At 45.6% G+C, this 18,461-nt stretch carries 13 protein-coding genes; 2 read left to right on the top strand and 11 right to left on the bottom strand.

What is annotated here, in order from left to right; genetic code table 11:
* The first annotated feature begins 280 nt into the window (after window positions 1–280).
* The gene (gene pdxA, locus BLV62_RS03410; RefSeq protein WP_089758713.1) at window positions 281–1,342 is read left to right on the top strand and encodes a 4-hydroxythreonine-4-phosphate dehydrogenase PdxA; all 1,062 of its coding nucleotides are present in this window, start codon (window positions 281–283) and stop codon (window positions 1,340–1,342) included.
* 80 nt (window positions 1,343–1,422) lie between these two features.
* Here the strand turns inward: pdxA and BLV62_RS03405 are convergent, their stop codons facing one another.
* From BLV62_RS03405 to BLV62_RS03355, 11 genes are all read right to left on the bottom strand, one after another.
* Window positions 1,423–1,719 carry a winged helix-turn-helix domain-containing protein gene (locus BLV62_RS03405; protein WP_089758711.1) on the bottom strand — a complete coding sequence of 99 codons (297 nt, stop codon included), beginning with the start codon at window positions 1,717–1,719 and terminating at the stop codon, window positions 1,423–1,425.
* A 42-nt stretch (window positions 1,720–1,761) separates the two neighbouring features.
* Window positions 1,762–2,409 (bottom strand): hypothetical protein, encoded by a 648-nt coding sequence (locus BLV62_RS03400; RefSeq protein ID WP_089758709.1) that lies wholly within the window; start codon window positions 2,407–2,409, stop codon window positions 1,762–1,764.
* Window positions 2,410–2,421: 12 nt separating this feature from the next.
* Window positions 2,422–4,578: a TonB-dependent receptor gene (locus tag BLV62_RS03395; protein ID WP_089758707.1), complete on the bottom strand. Its 2,157-nt coding sequence runs from the start codon at window positions 4,576–4,578 to the stop codon at window positions 2,422–2,424.
* A 123-nt stretch (window positions 4,579–4,701) separates the two neighbouring features.
* Window positions 4,702–6,279, bottom strand: a complete 1,578-nt coding sequence (gene atpA, locus BLV62_RS03390; RefSeq protein WP_089758705.1) for a F0F1 ATP synthase subunit alpha — start codon at window positions 6,277–6,279, stop codon at window positions 4,702–4,704.
* A gap of 82 nt (window positions 6,280–6,361) precedes the next feature.
* Entirely contained in the window at window positions 6,362–6,922 is a 561-nt protein-coding gene (gene atpH / locus BLV62_RS03385; protein ID WP_089758704.1) for an ATP synthase F1 subunit delta, read from the bottom strand.
* A gap of 29 nt (window positions 6,923–6,951) precedes the next feature.
* The gene (gene atpF / locus BLV62_RS03380) at window positions 6,952–7,446 is read right to left on the bottom strand and encodes a F0F1 ATP synthase subunit B (RefSeq protein ID WP_089758702.1); all 495 of its coding nucleotides are present in this window, start codon (window positions 7,444–7,446) and stop codon (window positions 6,952–6,954) included.
* 163 nt (window positions 7,447–7,609) lie between these two features.
* On the bottom strand, window positions 7,610–7,867 hold the full coding sequence (gene atpE, locus BLV62_RS03375) for an ATP synthase F0 subunit C (protein WP_089758700.1): 258 nt from the start codon (window positions 7,865–7,867) through the stop codon (window positions 7,610–7,612).
* Between the two features lie 38 nt (window positions 7,868–7,905).
* Window positions 7,906–9,042, bottom strand: a complete 1,137-nt coding sequence (atpB, locus tag BLV62_RS03370; RefSeq protein ID WP_225889603.1) for a F0F1 ATP synthase subunit A — start codon at window positions 9,040–9,042, stop codon at window positions 7,906–7,908.
* 294 nt (window positions 9,043–9,336) lie between these two features.
* Window positions 9,337–13,101: a DUF3857 domain-containing protein gene (locus BLV62_RS03365; protein ID WP_089758696.1), complete on the bottom strand. Its 3,765-nt coding sequence runs from the start codon at window positions 13,099–13,101 to the stop codon at window positions 9,337–9,339.
* A 57-nt stretch (window positions 13,102–13,158) separates the two neighbouring features.
* On the bottom strand, window positions 13,159–14,925 hold the full coding sequence (locus BLV62_RS03360; protein WP_089758694.1) for an ABC transporter ATP-binding protein: 1,767 nt from the start codon (window positions 14,923–14,925) through the stop codon (window positions 13,159–13,161).
* Window positions 14,926–15,141: 216 nt separating this feature from the next.
* Entirely contained in the window at window positions 15,142–17,322 is a 2,181-nt protein-coding gene (locus BLV62_RS03355) for a hypothetical protein (RefSeq protein WP_089758692.1), read from the bottom strand.
* A 374-nt stretch (window positions 17,323–17,696) separates the two neighbouring features.
* On the opposite strand from BLV62_RS03355, the gene BLV62_RS03350 reads away from it, so the two are divergent.
* A complete protein-coding gene (locus tag BLV62_RS03350) occupies window positions 17,697–18,380 on the top strand; it encodes a response regulator transcription factor (protein WP_089758690.1) in 684 nt (227 codons plus the stop codon).
* Window positions 18,381–18,461 lie beyond the last annotated feature (81 nt).

Genomic DNA, 18,461 nt, shown 5'->3' with positions numbered 1-18,461 from the left:
CTGGCAAAGATAGCAACATTTCACCCAAAAAGGTTTCACGCAAAGGAGCTAAAGGAAGTAAAGAGCGCAAAGGATTTTTTAAGGAAGGATAAGAAAGCAAAGAGGACGAAGATTATGTTATATAATACAATTAATACAATCTTTCCCTTCTTTGTTTTCTTATCTTTCCTTATTAGTCTTAATTCCCTTAAAAAAATCCTTTGCGCTCTTTACTTCCTTTAGCTCCTTTGCGTGAAACCTGGGAAATACCTTATCTTCGCAGGATCATTGAGGCAAAAGCATGAGTAACATCCAGATAAATAAACCAGTTATAGGTATCACCATTGGCGATATCAATAGTATTGGTGCAGAAATCATCATCAAAACCTTCCTGGACAACAGGATGATGGAATTTTGTACCCCTGTTATCTTCGCATCCAACAAAACCATCAACTTCTACAGGAAGCTGATGAACGAAAATAACTTTAACTACCAGAGTATCAAAGACTTCTCTCGCCTGAACCACAAACAGGTGAACGTGTATAACTGCTGGGAAGAAGAAGTGCAGATCACCCCGGGCGTACTCAATGAAACCGGCGGCAAATACGCTGCTAAAGCGCTGGATGCTGCCATTAAATGCATTAAAGAAGGGTTTATAGACGGGCTGGTAACCGCTCCTATTCATAAGAACAATATCCAGAGCGCCAATTTCAATTACACAGGCCATACCCCCTTCCTGAGAGATGCTTTCGGCGCCGATGATGTGCTGATGTTCATGACTGCCGACAATATGAGAGTAGGCCTGCTTACTGAACATGTGCCGATTGCCGAAGTGGCCAAATATGTAACAAAAGAGAACATCCTTGATAAGCTGTATCTCATGAACGACAGCCTGGTAAAGGATTTCGGAATAGATAATCCCCGTATTGCCGTATTGGGCCTGAATCCTCATGCCGGCGACGAAGGGCTGATCGGTCGCGAAGAGATCACCCAGATCATTCCAGCCATCAATCATGCAAAAGCTAATGGCATCCTGTGCTTTGGCCCATACAGCGCCGATGCATTCTTTGCCCGCCATATGTACGAACAGTTCGATGGCGTACTGGCCATGTACCACGACCAGGGCCTTATCCCATTCAAATCCCTGGCTATCGGCAACGGTATTAACTACACAGCCGGTCTGGATATCGTTCGCACCTCCCCGGATCATGGAACCGCATTCGATATCGCCGGTAAAAACCTGGCAGATCCGGATTCCTTCCGCCAGGCTATCTTTACCTGCCTCGATATCCTGGAACAAAGGATCAGGTATGCCGAGAATACAGCCAATCCGCTGAAGAAAACAGTGCTGGATTCAGAATAATCCGGTATTTGATAAAAATATAAACGAGAAAGGGCGTCTACCGGTAGATGCCCTTTCTCGTTTTGTATCAGCAGCAACGGCTACTTCTTCCCCGTATTTAAATAGGATTGAATAGACGCCACGTAATTTTCGAATGCTTTCCTGCCAACAGGCGTGATCTTGCAAACCGTTTGCGGATAGTTGTCTTTAAACTGCTTTACCACGGTGATATAACCTGCATCCCTCAATTTATTGATCTGGACACTGAGGTTTCCTGCAGTCGCATTCGTTTTCTCTTTCAGAAACGTGAATTCTGCTTCTTCTTCTCTCAACAGCAACGACATCACTGCCAGCCTGAGTTGCGAATGTAATACCGGGTCCAGGTCTTTAAAATCCATACTTTCCAAGGTTTATTGATAACTGTCTGTCAACAAAATAGATCATTTAGACGCATTTTGCAAAAGCTGGCGGGCATAAGCCTCTCCCCACTTCGGCGCTATATCAGATTCGGGCTTAAAGGCAGCGAATTTGGAAAGCGCCAGTTCCAGCGTTTCCTTAGCTTTTGTTTTACTTCCGCCCCATTGTTCAGGGGTAAACAGCAAAGCCTGACCTTCCAGCAGGTAAACACGCGGATTTTCAGGGTTAAAGCTTTTTGCAGCAGCCAGCTGGGCTCCGGCTTCAGGCCCGAACTTCGCGCCGCGGGTCATTGGATCTACCGACAGGCGCGCTGTAGCTACCAGTGAGCGCAAACAGGCTATCTCGCTGTTCTTTGGGCTTAACGCTTCCGCCTTATCCAGGTTGGCAGAGGCTTTGTCGGCCAACGGGTCAACCTGCGACTTATCTTTCAATATGAAAGTTTGCATGATCTGCGTATAGGCGGCATAGTAATAAGGCAGCCATTGATTCTTCTCGGCATCCGCGATGCGTTCAAATGTGTTGCCTTTCTGCTGAAGCGCTTCAGGGGTAAAGGTACCTGCGCTGTCGAGGTCGGAGGTTTGCTTGGTCATAGCGGCAATATAACGCTCGCTCTGCGCAGATACGGTTGCCATATTGCCCAATAATAAAAGGGCCAGGAGGATCTGTTTCATATTATGTGTTGATTAAAGGTTATTAATAACATCCTGCCGCCTGTCTATTCCAAAGTTCATGAACATACCCAGGTAGATGAATCTTGGCACATTTGGCACTATTTCGCTGCGCCTCAATCCATCGGTGGAATAGCGGTAACCAAACACCTGTTTGTTGCCGATCACATTGGTTACTGATAGTACAAAGATGGTAAAGGCTTTATGAATATTGGTAAGATAGCTGGCGCTTAAGCCCAGCGAATTATAAGAAATTGTTTTCTCGGACATAAACTTATCCGGCGGCAGGTTAGGATTGTAATAAGGCCGGCCGGTAGCAAATGAATAAGTTGCTCCCAGGTTTGTCTTGATCTTTGAAATAAAGTGTTTGTAAACAACGCTGGCAGTATGTGTGGCGGCAAAGTCGGGTTGTACCCTGAACGGGTAGTTCAGGTAATTCCGCTTGGTATCGAGGTAGGAATAAGAAATCCAGTAATCTGCGTTTTTGATGGTCTTGCGATCCCGCCAGAATATTTCAACGCCTTGCGCATATCCGTCGCCGTTATTGCTGTAAGAAGGCGTCGTCTTAACAAGGTTATTATACTTCTTATAAAACACTTCCGTTCTGAAGGTGTAATCGCTGGCCACCCGCTGGAAGCTAACAATATAGTGGGTTGCCTTCATGTAATCCAGGCCCCTGTCGACCCGCAGGTACTGCGGCTCCGGCTTCTGGTAATAATCGCCGTAGGCAACGGAAAACTGGCTGTAATTGCTCACTTTATAGGCCAGTGATACGCGGGGCGCCAGGTTCCACTTTTCGATCACTGAGCTGTGCTCCAGCCGGCCGCCTACGCGGCCTACCAGGCTTGGCGTGATATAGATATCTCCTTCGATGAAGCCTGCGTTGTAATTATCCGTGTAATTAGCAGAATAGCTATTGAATGCAGAGCGTTCCACAGCATATTGGTATTCGGTTCCCATTCGCAATACCGAGAACTGCCCCAGGTTGCGGGAAATCATGACCCGCCCCTGGCTGAGTTCAGATCTTACCTTGATAAGCGTAGGCGCCGGGTTTTTCTGCAGGGTATCCGTATGGATATTGTCGTTGTTCACACTGTAGGATGCGCCGATGTATAAGTGCCAGCCATCGCCGATCTTTTCCTTGTAGGTAAGGTTCGTATATACGTTATTGTTACGCAGCTTAAACGATTCGGTATTGCCGGGATATTCGATACTGTTATTATCGAAACCCATTTTGCTCCAGTTGCCGTAGCCGTAGAATTTAAGTATCCCTGTTGAGGAGGTTTTGATCCTGAAGTTGGCGGAGGTACCTATGATCTCAGGGCCCAGCGAAAGGGTTTGAGTGGGCTTTACCACGCCGAAGTAAGGGGAAAGATTTGTATAGTCAGCTTCCACGCCGTAGGATGCTTTCTTGTCTTTTGCCAGGTGTTCAAGTCCTCCGCTGACGCCGATCACCGACAGGCCCAGGGAAGAAGAAGAGCGGTCGGGCAGGTCAGTGGATTCGAGTATCAGGGCAGACGAAAGACCTTGACCGTATTGTGCCGAATAGCCTCCGCTGCTAAAGGTAGTGCCTTTGAAAAGGAAGGGGGAAAACCTACCCCGGCCGGGCACATCGGGCAGGCTGCTGAAGAAAGGATTCCTTACCAGCATGCCGTCGATCAGGGTTTGGGTTTCGTAACCTGTTCCGCCGCGAACGAAGAGGCCTTCCCTGTCGTTTGTTTGTTGGGCGCCGGGCAGGGTTTTGATGGCATTTACTATATCTGCGCCTGCGCCGGCTGTGGTAACGATATCGAGAGGTTTCAGTACGGTTCCTTTTTTATCGTCGCTGGCTTCAAAGCTGCCGGCCGAGATGGTAACAACCCGGAGGGCGCTGGCCGATTCTTTCAGGACGATGTTCAGTTGTTGGCCAGCGCCGGTGTTGACTTTCATTTCCAGCGTCTGGAAGTTCATCAATGCGGCTACCAGTATTACCTCTCCTTTTTCGGATGTAGTAAAGGAAAAAGTGCCGTCTGGTTTGGAGGTAGCGCCGTCGTATGAATCTTTGACGGAGATATTCACACCTGGTAGCGGATGTTTTTTAGCATCTGTTACCTTTCCGCTGATAACATATTGAGCTATGGAGAGCAGGGGACAACAAATAAAGATAAAAAGCGGGGTAAAGACTTTGGTCATGTTCTGGAATTGTTAACCAAAAATAAACTAGTTTACATTATAAACCAAAACAAATTTAAATATAAAAGCCACTGCCAGAAGACAGCGGCTTTTATATTATATTAAGCGATGTAATTACATTACTTATGCGAAGCGAGGCTTCAGTTCATTTGCCAGGGTAACCATTTTCTTGATACCATCTTCAGGCAAATTACCTTTTTTGAATTCGGCCAGTACATCAGGCAGACGAACGCTCATTTCGTTCAGGAAAGCTTCTTCGAAAGCGCGTACTTGTTTAACCGGAACGTCGCGTAACAGACCGTTAGTTCCCAGGTAGATGATAGCGATTTGCTTTTCTACGGTATATGGAGAGAACTGAGGTTGTTTCAGGATTTCCACGTTACGCTGACCTTTGTCGATAACGGCTTTGGTAGCAGCATCGAGGTCACCGCCGAATTTGGAGAACGCTTCCATTTCGCGGTATTGGGCCTGATCGAGTTTCAGGGTACCGGATACTTTTTTCATGGATTTGATCTGCGCGTTACCACCTACACGACTTACGGAGATACCTACGTTGATCGCCGGGCGGATACCTGCGTTGAACAGGTTACTTTCCAGGAAGATCTGACCATCGGTGATGGAGATTACGTTGGTAGGGATGTAAGCGGATACGTCACCAGCCTGTGTTTCGATGATAGGCAAAGCTGTCAGGGAACCGCCGCCTTTTACCAGGTGTTTGATAGATTCAGGCAGGTCGTTCATCTGGCGTGCGATCTCATCTTTGTTGATGATCTTTGCAGCGCGCTCGAGCAAACGGCTATGCAGGTAGAATACGTCACCAGGATAAGCTTCACGGCCAGGAGGGCGTTTCAGCAGCAGGGATACCTCGCGGTAAGCAACTGCCTGTTTAGACAGGTCATCATATACGATGAGGGCAGGGCGACCGCTGTCACGGAAGAATTCACCGATTGCAGCACCAGCGAAAGGAGCGTAGAACTGTAACGGAGCCGGATCAGCAGCGCTAGCAGCAACGATGGTAGTATAAGCCATTGCACCTGCTTCCTGTAATGTTTTCATTACGCCGGCAACAGTAGAGGCTTTCTGACCAATTGCAACATATATACAATAAACAGGTTTACCTGCTTCGTAGAATTCTTTCTGGTTGATGATGGTATCGATACAGATGGCAGTTTTACCGGTCTGACGGTCACCGATCACCAATTCACGTTGACCACGGCCAATAGGGATCATCGCGTCGATCGCTTTCACACCTGTTTGCATTGGTTCTTTAACCGGCTCACGGAACAATACGCCAGGAGCTTTACGCTCTAATGGCATTTCGTACGTTTCACCTTTGATAGGGCCTTTACCATCGATAGGTTCGCCCAGGGTATTAACAACGCGGCCAATCATTCCTTCACCTACATTGATAGATGCGATTTTCTTGGTACGACGTACTTTATCACCTTCTTTAATACCTGCTGATTCACCCATTAATACCACACCTACGTTATCTTCTTCCAGGTTCAGTGCAATTGCTTTAACGCCATTGCCGAATTCAACAAGTTCACCGTAGGCTACATTTCCTAAACCGTAGATACGGGCAATACCATCGCCCACCTGCAATACGGTACCTACCTCTTCGAGGTCGGCAGAAGCATTGAAGTTGCTTAACTGCTGGCGTAATATCGCCGAAATTTCATCTGGTTTAATGTCAACCATAGTTATGTGTTTAAAAAAAAGTCGTTAAAAAATTTAGAATAACGACAACAGCTTTGCGTGTACGCAGCGGCTGCTGTATTGATTAACGTAAATCTGATACGTAAACGTTCTTAGAGAATTGTTGTTTGATATCCTTCAGATCGCGGAGTACAGAAGCGTCGATCAGCTGATCGTTTGTTTCCAGTACGAAACCGCCGATCAGGTCAGGATTAACGGCTGATTCCAGCACGATCTCCTGTGAGCTCTGAGCGGCCACTTTCTGGCGGATAACTTCCAGCGTAGCAGCATCCAAAGGAATAGCAGTAGTGATCTTTACTTTACCGATGTTTTTCAGTGCCATGTACTGGCGGTTAAATTCACCGGTTATTTCATACAGATCGCCTTCACGGCCTTTGTTTACCAGCAGGTTGATGAAAGAGCTGGTAGTGTTGCCCAGTTTGCCATTGAATACAGCCGCCAGGATCTTTTGCTTTTTATCAGCCTTAATGATAGGGCTTTTCAGCAAACTCGCCAGGTCGGCACTGCTTTTCAGTACCTGATGTAAGTACAGCATATCGGTATTCACCGCTTCCAGCTGGTTCAGTTCCTGAGCCAGATCTATCAATGCCTTTGCATACCTGGATGCTAAACGGGGATTCTGCATATAAAAAAGCTTTTAGCTAACGCTGATTCTTAGTTCAATTTGATTTCTTCTGCCAGTTGTTTCACGTAACCTTCCTGAGCTGCTTTGTCGGACAGTTCTTTTCTCAGCACTTTTTCTGCTACTTCGATTACGAGGGTACCAACCTGGTTTTTAACGTCTGTCAATGCAGCCATCTTCTGGTTTTCGATAGCGGCATATGCTTCACTGATGATCTTTTTAGCTTCAGCCTGAGCCTGAGTTTTAGCTTCGCTGATGATCATATCTTTCGCCTCTTTTGCCTCTTTCAGGATCTTGCTTCTTTCTGCCTTTGCTTCTGCAAGAACATGTTCGTGTTCTGCTTTCATTTGAGCCATTTCTTCTTTCACTCTTTCAGCCGTAGCAATAGAGTCGGCAATTGAACCTTCTCTTTCTTTCAGTGTAGAAAGGATGGGAGTCCAGGCAAATTTTTTCAGGATCAGGAATACGATGATGAAAATGATCAATGAAATAAGAAACAAGCCTAAAGCGGGTTGTAACAGATCCATATTATTTGAATTTTGATAGTTGTTTGATTGCTTGATTTTTTGAATGGTCGAGACTCCCGGAACTTTTTGATATCGATTATCTCTTCATCAAAAAATCATCAAATCTCTCCTAGGTATTACTGCATCCATTGCCCTGTGCGCCGGATGCAGTAAAGAGTTTGGCTTACATTACAACCGCCAACAGACCAGCGATTACACCGAAGAGGGCAACACCCTCAACCAGCGCAGCAGCCAGGATCATGTTTGCACGGATGTCGTTTGCAGCTTCTGGTTGACGAGCGATAGATTCCAGAGCGCTCTTACCGATGTTACCTACACCGATACCTGCAGCGATAGCAGCGATACCAGCACCAACAGCACCACCAGCTTTAGCTAAACCAGATGCAGCAGCAGCCTGCAATAAAATAGACAAAAGTGCCATAATGAATATATGTTTGTGTTTAAATAATTACGATTTCATTAGTGGTGGTGTGCCTCATCGTGCGCACCTTCCATAGATTGACCAATAAATACTGCAGTCAGGTTGGCAAAGATAAATGCCTGGATGAATGCTACCAGTAATTCCAGCATCATCATCACGATGTTGAAACCAATTGTTACAGGCAGGAACAGGTAACCAGTTACCGCGTTTATTGCTCCAAATATGAAAACAAGGGAAATAATACTTAAGATGATGATGTGACCCGCCATGATGTTGGCAAACAACCGGATCATCAATGATACCGGCTTGGTGAACACCCCGATCAGCTCCACTGGCGCCAGGATGAATTTCATCAGGAACGGAACCGGCGGATTCAGGATGTGAGCCCAGAAATGTTTGTTGGTAGATAACATTGTCACAATAAAGCTGATCAGCGCCAATGCAAATGTTACAGCCAGGTTACCGGTTACGTTAGCTGAACCCGGTAATAAGCCCAACAGGTTGTTTATCAGGATAAAGAAGAAAACAGTCAGGATAAATGGAGTGAATTTTTCAGCCTTTTTACCAGGGATGTTAGGCTTTACCACTTCATCACGGATAAAGATGATCACCGGCTCCAGCAGGCTTTGCAAGCCTTTAGGCGCTTTCTTGGAACCACGGGTCTTGTAAGCTTTTGCCACACTCAACATGATCACAAGCAGCAAAACAGCCGCAATGATCATAGAAGTGATGTTCTTTGTCATAGAGAAATCGTAGAATTTCTCTTCAACCGGGTTGTTATTCTCGTCTACCGCGATAATAGTACCGGTTGGGTATTTGGCAGGATCTAATCCTTTTTCATGTACATAATGCTGATCAACCAAACGGTAACCATCATGCGATTCATGACCATGATGGAATTTGGAAGATGAAAACACAGAAAGACCACGGGTAGGACTATACAAGATTACCGGCAACGGAATGGTTACGTGGGTATCGCCCATACTGAAAAAGTGCCAGTCATGGGCATCTTTAACGTGACCGAGAATAACTTCTTTTGCATCAAAACCCTTCTTCGGCTCTTCTCCCGCATGCTGCTCATGAGCTTCCTCAGTTGCTGCCGCCGGATGCGCTTCCTCTGCAAAGGAAAAATTACTAATACCGTGAAGGCCTATTACCATCACAAGTGCTACCATTCTATGTTTTAACCAATTGAAAGAAATCACCGTTTTCTGAAATTTTGCGCAAAGATACTCGTTTTTAGTTTTAAAAATAGGCGACTACGAAAAAAAAGAAAGATATATTGTAACAGATTTGATAATCAGTGTATTATAGGCCAAAAATTGTTGGCTTTTTTTCGAAATTTTAACCCCGATTTTTAGGCTCGCCAAAAAGTCTGTTATATATGTTTTTTCTATATACCTTATTATCCTCAGAAAAAGAAAAGGGCCCGTTTGTACAGGCCCTTCTATTCAATAAAATTATAATGTTTATTTAAACGATATATACTTCTGCTCTGCTTTGATAATCCCTGTAAAGAAATCTTCCAGCCCCTTAAAATCCTTCGCCTCTATATCCTTACTGCTATTGGTCGTAAACTTCCGGCTTACCACCAGGCTATGGTCAGACTCCTTACTGAAATTCAACTCGTATTTCATATCGCCCATCGAAAGCGTTGTATTGCCGGGTATCTGCTCAAACTGCCTGTCGGCAGGTAATTTAATATGCAGCCTGGTCAGGTAATCGTCCGTATTTTCATAATCCCAGTACTGGAACGGGTATCTCCTCGCCTCCGGCTTGAAGATATTGGCCGTCGCAACCTGGTCTATCAACGCAGGCTTGATCATATTGAAATCTCCCACATTGATCACATCGTTCTTCACAGTAAAGGAAATAGAAAACTTTACCGTGTCTTCCAGGTTGTCAAGATTTGTAAACCTGAAATCATCCACTACCACCTGGTTCTTGAATTTCTTCCCTATATACTCCTGCACAGCGTCTTTCAATTCGTCGTGGTTCTTATGCTGGTAATCGTGCCTTACTTCACTCGCCAGTTCCCCTGTATATACGCTGTTGGAAGTAACCTTAAGGTCGCTGCCCACTACCTCCATATCCAGGTCTCTCGACAACAGCTTTCTCACTGCATTACCGCCTGCCAATACTTCTATTTTCTCACCCGGCTTGTAATTGTAAGGGATATTCAACACCTGCGCACCTGCAAGGCCGGTAGCAATCGCATTGAACGGCAGCGCATTATCTGTCAGCTCCAGGTAATAATACTTTCCGCCCGCTTTGTATTTCACGATACAGTGATTGAAATCCATAGACGGCAAGCGCATGTTCTGGCGCCCGTAATCATTTGTACTTACCAGCATCAGGTTGGCTTCGAGACCGGCCTTCTTTGCAAAGGCCAGGAACAGGGTCGACAGGTCTTTACAATCTCCCAGTTTGGTACCCAGCGTTTTAGCCGCCCGCTGCGGCACATAGGCCCCCTGGCGGAACGATACAGAACTATAGGCGATGTTCTTCACGATATACTCGTAGATGGTTCTCGCTTTAGTTAGGTCATCTAACTTATCGGTTCCTTTAGGAAACAGCTCATTGAACACCTGGCTGATCTCGAAGTTATCTTTCGATTGAGACCTGGTCAGATCGCTGTACCATTCAGCTATCACGTCCCAGCTTTTAACGGTCGACAAGTGCAGCACCTTGCCCACATCATTGAGCGTAGGCATGTAAACCTCATCCTTCACGGCAGGAATATCCTCTTCCCTCCAGCTATACAGTTTAAATTGTTCGTGCTGGCTTACCTTCGGCCTGGTAGTACCGTTCACATAGTCGTACTGCAGCGGGATGGTATCTGCGATCAGCAAATTGTAGCTGGCTATATGCGTTGGTACAAAAGCCGAGAAATAGAACCTGTCCCAGAACTCCCTGCCTAAACGCCCCCGGCCAAAACTGTTGATCTTATAGTTATAATAAACAACGTCTCCTTCTTCCAGTTTGGTAAATACAACCTGGTTATCGTTCGTTTCTGCCGGTATCCTGGCGCCGTTAGGCTTGATAACTTCCGCTTTAATAATGATCACATCCTGGTAAGCGGTGTTATAAGGGATCGATATTTCCTTCCACTGGTTGATCCCCTTCTTGTTATTCACCGCCACAGCCGTGCTGATGAACTGCTCCACCGCTCCTTCGGGGTATACTATCACGTTCTTTTCATCAAACACAAAGGAGTATGACTGGGCAGAATCTTTTGCCTGTTTAAAAGCCTGGTTGATCTCTTTGTAATAGTCCAACGTTGGGAAATACTTATCCATCGGCTGTTTCTTTTCCAGCATTCTCAGTTTCTCTCTATATCCAAAGCCGCCGGCATACATGGTCAGGGCATTCTTGTAATATTGATAAGCAGAATCTGTTTTTTGCTGCTGCAGGAACACGCTGGCCATGTCTCCATACGGGAGGTGGTTGTAAGGGCTGATCTGGTGACTGATACGCAGGTAATGCAATGCTGAATCATATTGCTGTTTACCATAGTAGTGTTTTATCAATTGGGTGTATGAAGATACATCTCCCGGCGCGCGACTCTGCCAGGTTTTTAACAGGGCAACCGCATCTGCGCTCTTTCCCTGTTTGAGGTATTCTTCTACCAGCATCGACTCTATTTCATAATCAGATCGTCTGTTGCTGAAATCTGTCAGTACTTTTAATGCCTTTGCCGGGTCGTTGTTCAGTTTAGACTCATACAAATACATCATTTTTACCACTTCCACAGAGTTTGGATACTTTTCATAACAATATTTGATCAACTGCACCATACTGTCAATCTTCTCCTGTTCGGCATACAGCTGCAGTTTTTTCAGGGTCGTGATCTGCTGTTCCCCTTTCTGCGCAATCATACGATCCAGCAGCTCCATGGCCTCTGTGTAGTTCTTTTCTTCTTCCAGTTTAACCAGCTTGTTATAAAGTATCCAGTAATTATCCGGCGCCAGCGTTTTCAATGCTTCCACTATCTCCATGTACTCTGTTCTGTCGGTTTCATTCGAAAGACATGTCGAATACAGATGCTGGATAAATGCATCTTTTGGCCAGGCCTTATACCATTTATACATGGCGGCTTTTGCCTGGTCGTATTCCTCGTTGCGGATGTATACTTTGCTTAGCAGGATGGCAAAGATAGGGTCATCGGGAAATGCCGCCACCTGCTTTTTAAAATAGTCTTCTGCAAAATGGCTGATGGGTACAGGTTCGTCCTTGCTCTGATCCGCTTTGTAGGGTTGCGCTGCGGCTTCGGCGGTCAATCCCTTAATGACGTTAAAATTCTGATCGGTTAACCTCAGCAGGAAGTTCGGACGCTGGTTATCTCCTGTAAAGCCTATCTGCACCAATATCCTGTTATAACCGCTGTTCAGGTGCGCTTTTGCTTTCCAGCGATCCAGCTCTGTTACTCTTTCTTCTTCCTGGCTTATTAGCAGTTTATCATTGATCCAGACTTTCATGGCGCCTCTTCCTCCTAAAGCAAGGATCACATCCTGGTCCACAGGCGACTTTACGAACGTCTGCATATACCCTACTGCATCTGTTGCCGGGAAAACAGATCCTACAAAGCTCCATCCCTGTTTGGTTGCATACAGCGGCACAAACCAGTTTACCGGGTTATTGTTGCTGGAGATAAAATTCTTGCCCGTTGGTTGGGTAACCGGTCCATAGTCTTTATCGAAACCGCTACCCATGATATTGTCAAACGGGCCTACAAACGCCCAGTTATCAAACGCCCCAATCTGCGGGTACATTTCACTGCATTTATCCCATTGATTGCTAGTGCGGTAATGGATAGCCTTGAAGTATGCCGCGGCGGCTCTCAGTGAGCCGTTGAAGTTTACAGAGTCCGACAGGATACGATCCAAATTTTCCAGCTGTTTACCTTCTTTGGCTGTATATGTGCCCAGTACGGCGCCGTTGAACCATAACGCATATACGTAAGGCGCGGGGTCGGTAAGCGTGGCAACCGGGTTGGCGCCAGGATAGGTATCAAGATAATTAGCTTCATAGTCGAAGGCCGCATGCAATAATACTAACGTGCTAATAGCACTGTTCTTCTTTGGCCCGCCTGTCTTGATAACTTTCTGCAATAAAGTGGTGGCTTGTTTGAAGTCATTTTTGTGAATAGCTTCCCAGGCCTTTTCGTAGTCGCCCGCCCTGGTTAACATGGGGCATAACAAAAACAATAGTAGAGCGTTAACAATTCGATTCATAAATATAGGATTTAACGGTGCAAAATTAATAATAATTATCACCGTTGTATATCCTACTTATGATGTAGCTTTTTCTGTCTTGAATTGCATGCTGTGTAACTTGTAATAGAAGCCTTCCAGTTTCAGCAGCTCTTCATGGGTTCCCATTTCCTTTATCTCGCCTTTGTCCAGCACAATGATAGTATCTGCCTTGCTGATGGTAGATAACCGGTGTGCGATAATTATTGAAGTACGGTCGGCGATCAATTTATCAATAGCCCCCTGGATCATCATTTCCGATTCTGTATCCACAGAAGATGTCGCTTCATCGAGCACCAGTATGGCCGGGTTATAGAGCAGGGCTCTAACGAAAGATATGAGCTGGCGCTGGCCCAGCGATAAAGTGCTGCCACGTTCCATTACGTTGTAGTCGTACCCCCCGGGCAATTGCATAATGAAATCGTGTATGCCTATCAGTTTGGCGGCATCCTCTACCTGTTGCCGGGTGATGGCGCTGTTATGCAGGGTGATATTATCATATATCGAACCTGCAAAGAGGAAAACATCCTGCAATACCACTCCTATCTTGCTTCTCAACGCTTCCAGGGAATAATCCGGCAGGTTGACGCCATCTATTTTGATGCTGCCTTTCTGTATTTCGTATAACCTGTTCAGGATGCTGATAATGGTAGTTTTACCGGAGCCTGTATGTCCTACGATTGCTACGGTATCGCCTGGTTTTGCATGGAAGCTGATATCTTTCAGCACATAATGTTCGTTCACATAGGCGAAGTGTACATGCTCAAAGCGTATATCCCCTTTCATGTTTTCGGCGGTCTGCCGGCCATGATCAGGTATATAATCCTGGTTGTCAAGCACTTTGAACACTCTTTCACTGGCTACCATTCCCATCTGCAGGGTATTGAATTTGTCGGCCAGCATACGCAGGGGCCTGAACAGCATATTCAGGTACATGATAAACGCGATCATTACTCCCTGGGTCACTTCGTAGTTCAATACTTTATTGGAGCCCCACCAAACCATAAGTCCCAGCGAAATAGCGAGTATGATTTCCACCACCGGGAAAAACACTGAATATGCAAATATTGCTTCAATATTGGCCTTTCTATGCGCTTTATTGATATTTTTAAAACGGGCGTATTCTCTTTTTTCGCTTGTGAATGCCTGCACCACAACCATACCGGTGAGGTGTTCCTGGACAAATGCATTGAGTGCGGAAACGGCATTCCTCACGGCGTAAAACGACTTATTTACGCTTTCCTTGAAAATATAGGTGGCAAATATCAGTATCGGGAAAGGAGATAAACTTATCAGCGTCAGCCGCCAATCTTCCATGAACATCACTACCAGGATGGCAATGATCATCAGCAGATCCGCTACAATGGAAATGATGCCCTCTGAGAACACGTCATTAATTGCTTCTATGTCGTTGATGGTTCTCGTGGTAAGTGTTCCTATCGGGGTTTTATCAAAAAAGGCCAGGTTCAGGTGAACGATCTTTTTATACACCGTAACCCTGAGATCCTTGATCACAGACTGTCCTAACCAGTTTGTCAGGTAAGAGAAAAAGAAACGGACAATGGTTTCCAGGATGAGGAGTCCTATCTGTATCACCGTTACCAGTACCAGCATCTGCATCAGCTGGTTGCTGATATATTTATCGACCGTTACCTGGATCAGGTACGGGCGTAACGGGGAGATGGCAGCCAGCACCACCGTCAATATCATGGAGATGTAGAAGGAGCCTTTATAAGGAGCCGCAAATGAGAATATACGGCGCAATAAGCTGAAATCGAATACTTTCTTTACCGCGAGATTTTCCAATGTGCCAGGTTTAAACTAGACAACAAACCTACGGTGTTTCACGCAAAGGAGCAAAGAAAGCAAAGAGCGCAAAGAATTTTTTTTAAGTGAAATAAGAGCGCAAAGGATGGAAGATTATGTTATGTAACACAATCGCCGATTCCTTTGCTCTCTTATTTCACTTAAAAAAAATCCTTTGCGCTCTTTGCCTCCTTAGCTTCTCTGCGTGCAACCCCGCTATTTCATGACTTGTTTGTAGGCTTTGATGAAGATGGCGCCGAGGTTCTTGTGGGGTGGTACGTAGTCGCTGAACAGTTCGCGGTTTCTGGCGTCACCGGCGAATTTACGTGCCAGTTGGGCCCACATTACTACCCAGTCTACGTTTTTGCCGGCGCGGATCTGGTCTTCCAGGCTGTGGATGATAGGTTCATTCACGAAACGGGTACCTACCTGTTTGGAAGAAATGATATGCGCATCGGGCGATTTTTCCAGCACGGTTGCCAGGTTGTGGTAACCGCCGCAGGAACCCAGCACTACGATCTTGGCGCTGCTCTGGAGGTTGTCCAGGGTCGTGTTGATATGATAGCTGTGACCGCGGTGTATGAAAACAGATGGATGGATATCGTGTTCATCCAGGTAGTCAGACAGTTTGCCGATCGCTTCTTTATCGCCAGGCTCATCTATTGGCAGGTTGGCGAATATGGTAGTTTTACCTTTCAGGGCAGAAATGGTTACCCAATACTTGTTTTTGGACACTCTCCATTCTGAGGACGGGAAGTTGGTCATAAAGCTGGAGAACGATTCCTGTCCGTCTTTATCGCCATAGAAGAATACCTGCTGATAAACGTGTCCGCTGTCGCTTAACAGGTCGGAATAGCTGACGTGGTTGATCGGAGGCAGGGAGAAGCGGGCCGACATATCGGTTGCCTTAGAGGAGTCGTTGCCGCCTTCCACTTCTGTTTCGAACAGGCTGCTGAGCAGCTGGTAGATAACAGTCCCGCGTTTGTCGCTCTGCTTTTTAACGTAAGCGAGGTTCTTGCGAACTTCCTGGCGTAAGAAGTCGAGCAGTTTAGGATCCCTGATACTGCCGAATGAATTGGCCACATCTACGGCATCTTCCAGGTCATCTGTTTTCTCCAGGTTCTGAACATATTTCTGCATCAGGTAATTGGAGTTTTCAGGCGCCATAGATTTCAGGAAGTTGTCCAGGGTGTTGAACCCGGCGGCCATGGCGATAAATTTCTTAAACCTGTCGAAGTTCACCATCATCAGCAGGCTATCGCCGCGCGGAGGTTTCATTCTCAACATCATCTGGTCGTACAGGCCCGCGTTGTTGTGGTTGGTATAGCTGGAAGTATACAGTTCTTCCTGCCCGTTAATGATCAGGTAGTATAGTTCTTCCGGCGTGAAGTTCCTAACAATAGCGAAGCGGACATTGGCCGGTTCTTCGTGCAGGTCGTTCACCGTGCGGATATAAAGCAGTGATTTCGCCTGCATGTTTTCCATCATCGCTTTCAAGCCGAAAGGCTGTTGCCCTTCATTCTTCATTTTCTGCAGTGCAATGGTGGATTTCACCATTTGTTTATAGTACTGGTAATCGTTATCCGCGATGCTTTCCAGCTTATCTACGGTGGTAGTACCGTTCAGCAGCTCATCTATAAAAGGCAGGATCTTCGTGCTCTGAGGCGATTGCCCGATACGCACAATGGTTTGTACGATCGGGTCCTGGTTCCTTTTAATGATATTAGCCATTTGAGTATAAGAAGTTGCATAGGTAAGTATCTGGTTAGGATATTTACGGGCAACGGCGGCGATGATAGAGTCGGTACCGGGAAAATCTGAGTATTCACTCAGTTTGGGCATAATGTTTTCCAGGTTATTGAAAGCGAATTTGGAGAAAACCGTCCCTTTTGCTTCCTTATATCCCGGGTTATCTTTAAAGTTCTCTATCAGCTTTTCAGCAGCTTCGTAAGAGAGGTTTTTTACGAACGGGGCAATGCTCTGCCCTTTGATATCGGCATGCATCATATTCTGGTACGCCTGTATCATTGGCACAGCTTCTTCCGGTTCGATATTGTGGCGTGAACGTTTAAAGTTGTAATCTTTCAACACCACGTAGATGCCTGAAAGGTACTTTACTTTCAACCGGTGATCCAGTGAATCATTCGCTTCGATCTCCCGCTGCATTTCATCTACCTGTTTGATAAGGGCGTTTGTTACCTGCAGGTTAATGGTTTGATCGTCAGATACTTTTACAAGGTCGTCTGCTTTTCCATCAAAACGGAGGGCTGCAGATTGCTCTTTATCGATGTTATCGTGAAAGCCTTGTCGTGTGATCGGAATGGGATGAGAGCCCTGCGCCTGCACCATATTAGCCGCCATCACTGCCAGCAGCCAAATTGTAATAAATCTTCTCATACTTAAATACTTGTCCTGTGGACGAAATAGCAAATTTACAACCAAAATACAGAGTTTGTCTAAAGCCTGTTTAACCTATTGTTTTATAGCTAATAAAATATTACTTAATTCATACAACAATCCAACTGCGGGATCACATGACTCTAAAGGGATACATTTTGTTGTAAGAAACGAAAATGTTCAATAATTTAATAATCATTTGTGTACAGATACGCAAAAAGCAATATGTAGTATCCTTCAGGGGAATGGTTTAACTTTGCAAAAGTCGCGGAAATCCAGTCTCACATTGAATTTAACAATTTGATAATGTTATCTTTCCATTAATCACAGTTGCTGCGACATAATTTTGTGGCGTCTTTTTAAAAGCATTTAATATGGTAGACCAAGCGGTAGCAGGAAAAATACTGGTAGTAGACGACGAGTTGGATATTCTGGAAATTATCAGCTACAATCTCAAAACAGCGGGATACGATACAGTAACGGCAAAAGACGGTATCGAAGCTATTCAAAAAGCGAAAATATTCCGCCCCGATCTGATCATGTTAGACATTATGATGCCTAATAAGAATGGGATCGACACATGCCGCGAAATCAGGAGAATACCGGAATTTAAAGATACGATGGTATTGTTCCTTACAGCCCTGAACGATGAAAAATCAGAGGTAGACGGGTTGAACATGGGAGCAGACGATTACATTGCAAAACCGATCAAACCAAAGTTATTAGTCAGCAGGATAAATGCGCTTTTCCGCCGTATTCACAAGCCTGAAGAAACCAGCATCACCCTAGGCGACCTGATCATTGACCGCGAAAAGTTCACTGTTACCTATAAAGGCCAGGAGATCATTCTTGCCAAAAAAGAGTTTGAATTATTGCAATTACTGGCTTCCAAACCAGGCAGAGTGTTTTTGCGTAACGAAATCCTCAACCAGGTATGGGGCACCGAAGTGATCGTAGGAGATCGCACCATCGACGTACATATCAGGAAGATCCGTCAGAAGATCGGAATTGATCTGATCACTACTGTAAAGGGCGTGGGTTACAAATTCGAAATGTAATAAACCCGGCTAACCCACCCTCTCGCTATCCCTCCCAAAACAATTATTTATACCTGGTAGCCCGGCTTTTGCCAGGTTCTG

Origin of the sequence: Chitinophaga terrae (ex Kim and Jung 2007), from assembly GCF_900107795.1 — a bacterium.
In the GTDB taxonomy this organism is placed as follows: Bacteria; Bacteroidota; Bacteroidia; order Chitinophagales; family Chitinophagaceae; genus Chitinophaga; species Chitinophaga terrae.
Note: the sequence above shows the minus strand (reverse complement) of the source record. Positions and strands in the feature narration are given on the sequence as shown.

Bases quoted from the DNA above. Each gene is read 5' to 3' on its own strand.
- pdxA (WP_089758713.1), top strand. From the start codon at position 281: ATGAGTAACATCCAGATAAATAAACCAGTTATAGGTATCACCATTGGC.
- BLV62_RS03405 (WP_089758711.1), bottom strand. From the start codon at position 1,719: ATGGATTTTAAAGACCTGGACCCGGTATTACATTCGCAACTCAGGCTG.
- BLV62_RS03400 (WP_089758709.1), bottom strand. From the start codon at position 2,409: ATGAAACAGATCCTCCTGGCCCTTTTATTATTGGGCAATATGGCAACC.
- BLV62_RS03395 (WP_089758707.1), bottom strand. From the start codon at position 4,578: ATGACCAAAGTCTTTACCCCGCTTTTTATCTTTATTTGTTGTCCCCTG.
- atpA (WP_089758705.1), bottom strand. From the start codon at position 6,279: ATGGTTGACATTAAACCAGATGAAATTTCGGCGATATTACGCCAGCAG.
- atpH (WP_089758704.1), bottom strand. From the start codon at position 6,922: ATGCAGAATCCCCGTTTAGCATCCAGGTATGCAAAGGCATTGATAGAT.
- atpF (WP_089758702.1), bottom strand. From the start codon at position 7,446: ATGGATCTGTTACAACCCGCTTTAGGCTTGTTTCTTATTTCATTGATC.
- atpE (WP_089758700.1), bottom strand. From the start codon at position 7,867: ATGGCACTTTTGTCTATTTTATTGCAGGCTGCTGCTGCATCTGGTTTA.
- atpB (WP_225889603.1), bottom strand. From the start codon at position 9,042: ATGGTAGCACTTGTGATGGTAATAGGCCTTCACGGTATTAGTAATTTT.
- BLV62_RS03365 (WP_089758696.1), bottom strand. From the start codon at position 13,101: ATGAATCGAATTGTTAACGCTCTACTATTGTTTTTGTTATGCCCCATG.
- BLV62_RS03355 (WP_089758692.1), bottom strand. From the start codon at position 17,322: ATGAGAAGATTTATTACAATTTGGCTGCTGGCAGTGATGGCGGCTAAT.
- BLV62_RS03350 (WP_089758690.1), top strand. From the start codon at position 17,697: ATGGTAGACCAAGCGGTAGCAGGAAAAATACTGGTAGTAGACGACGAG.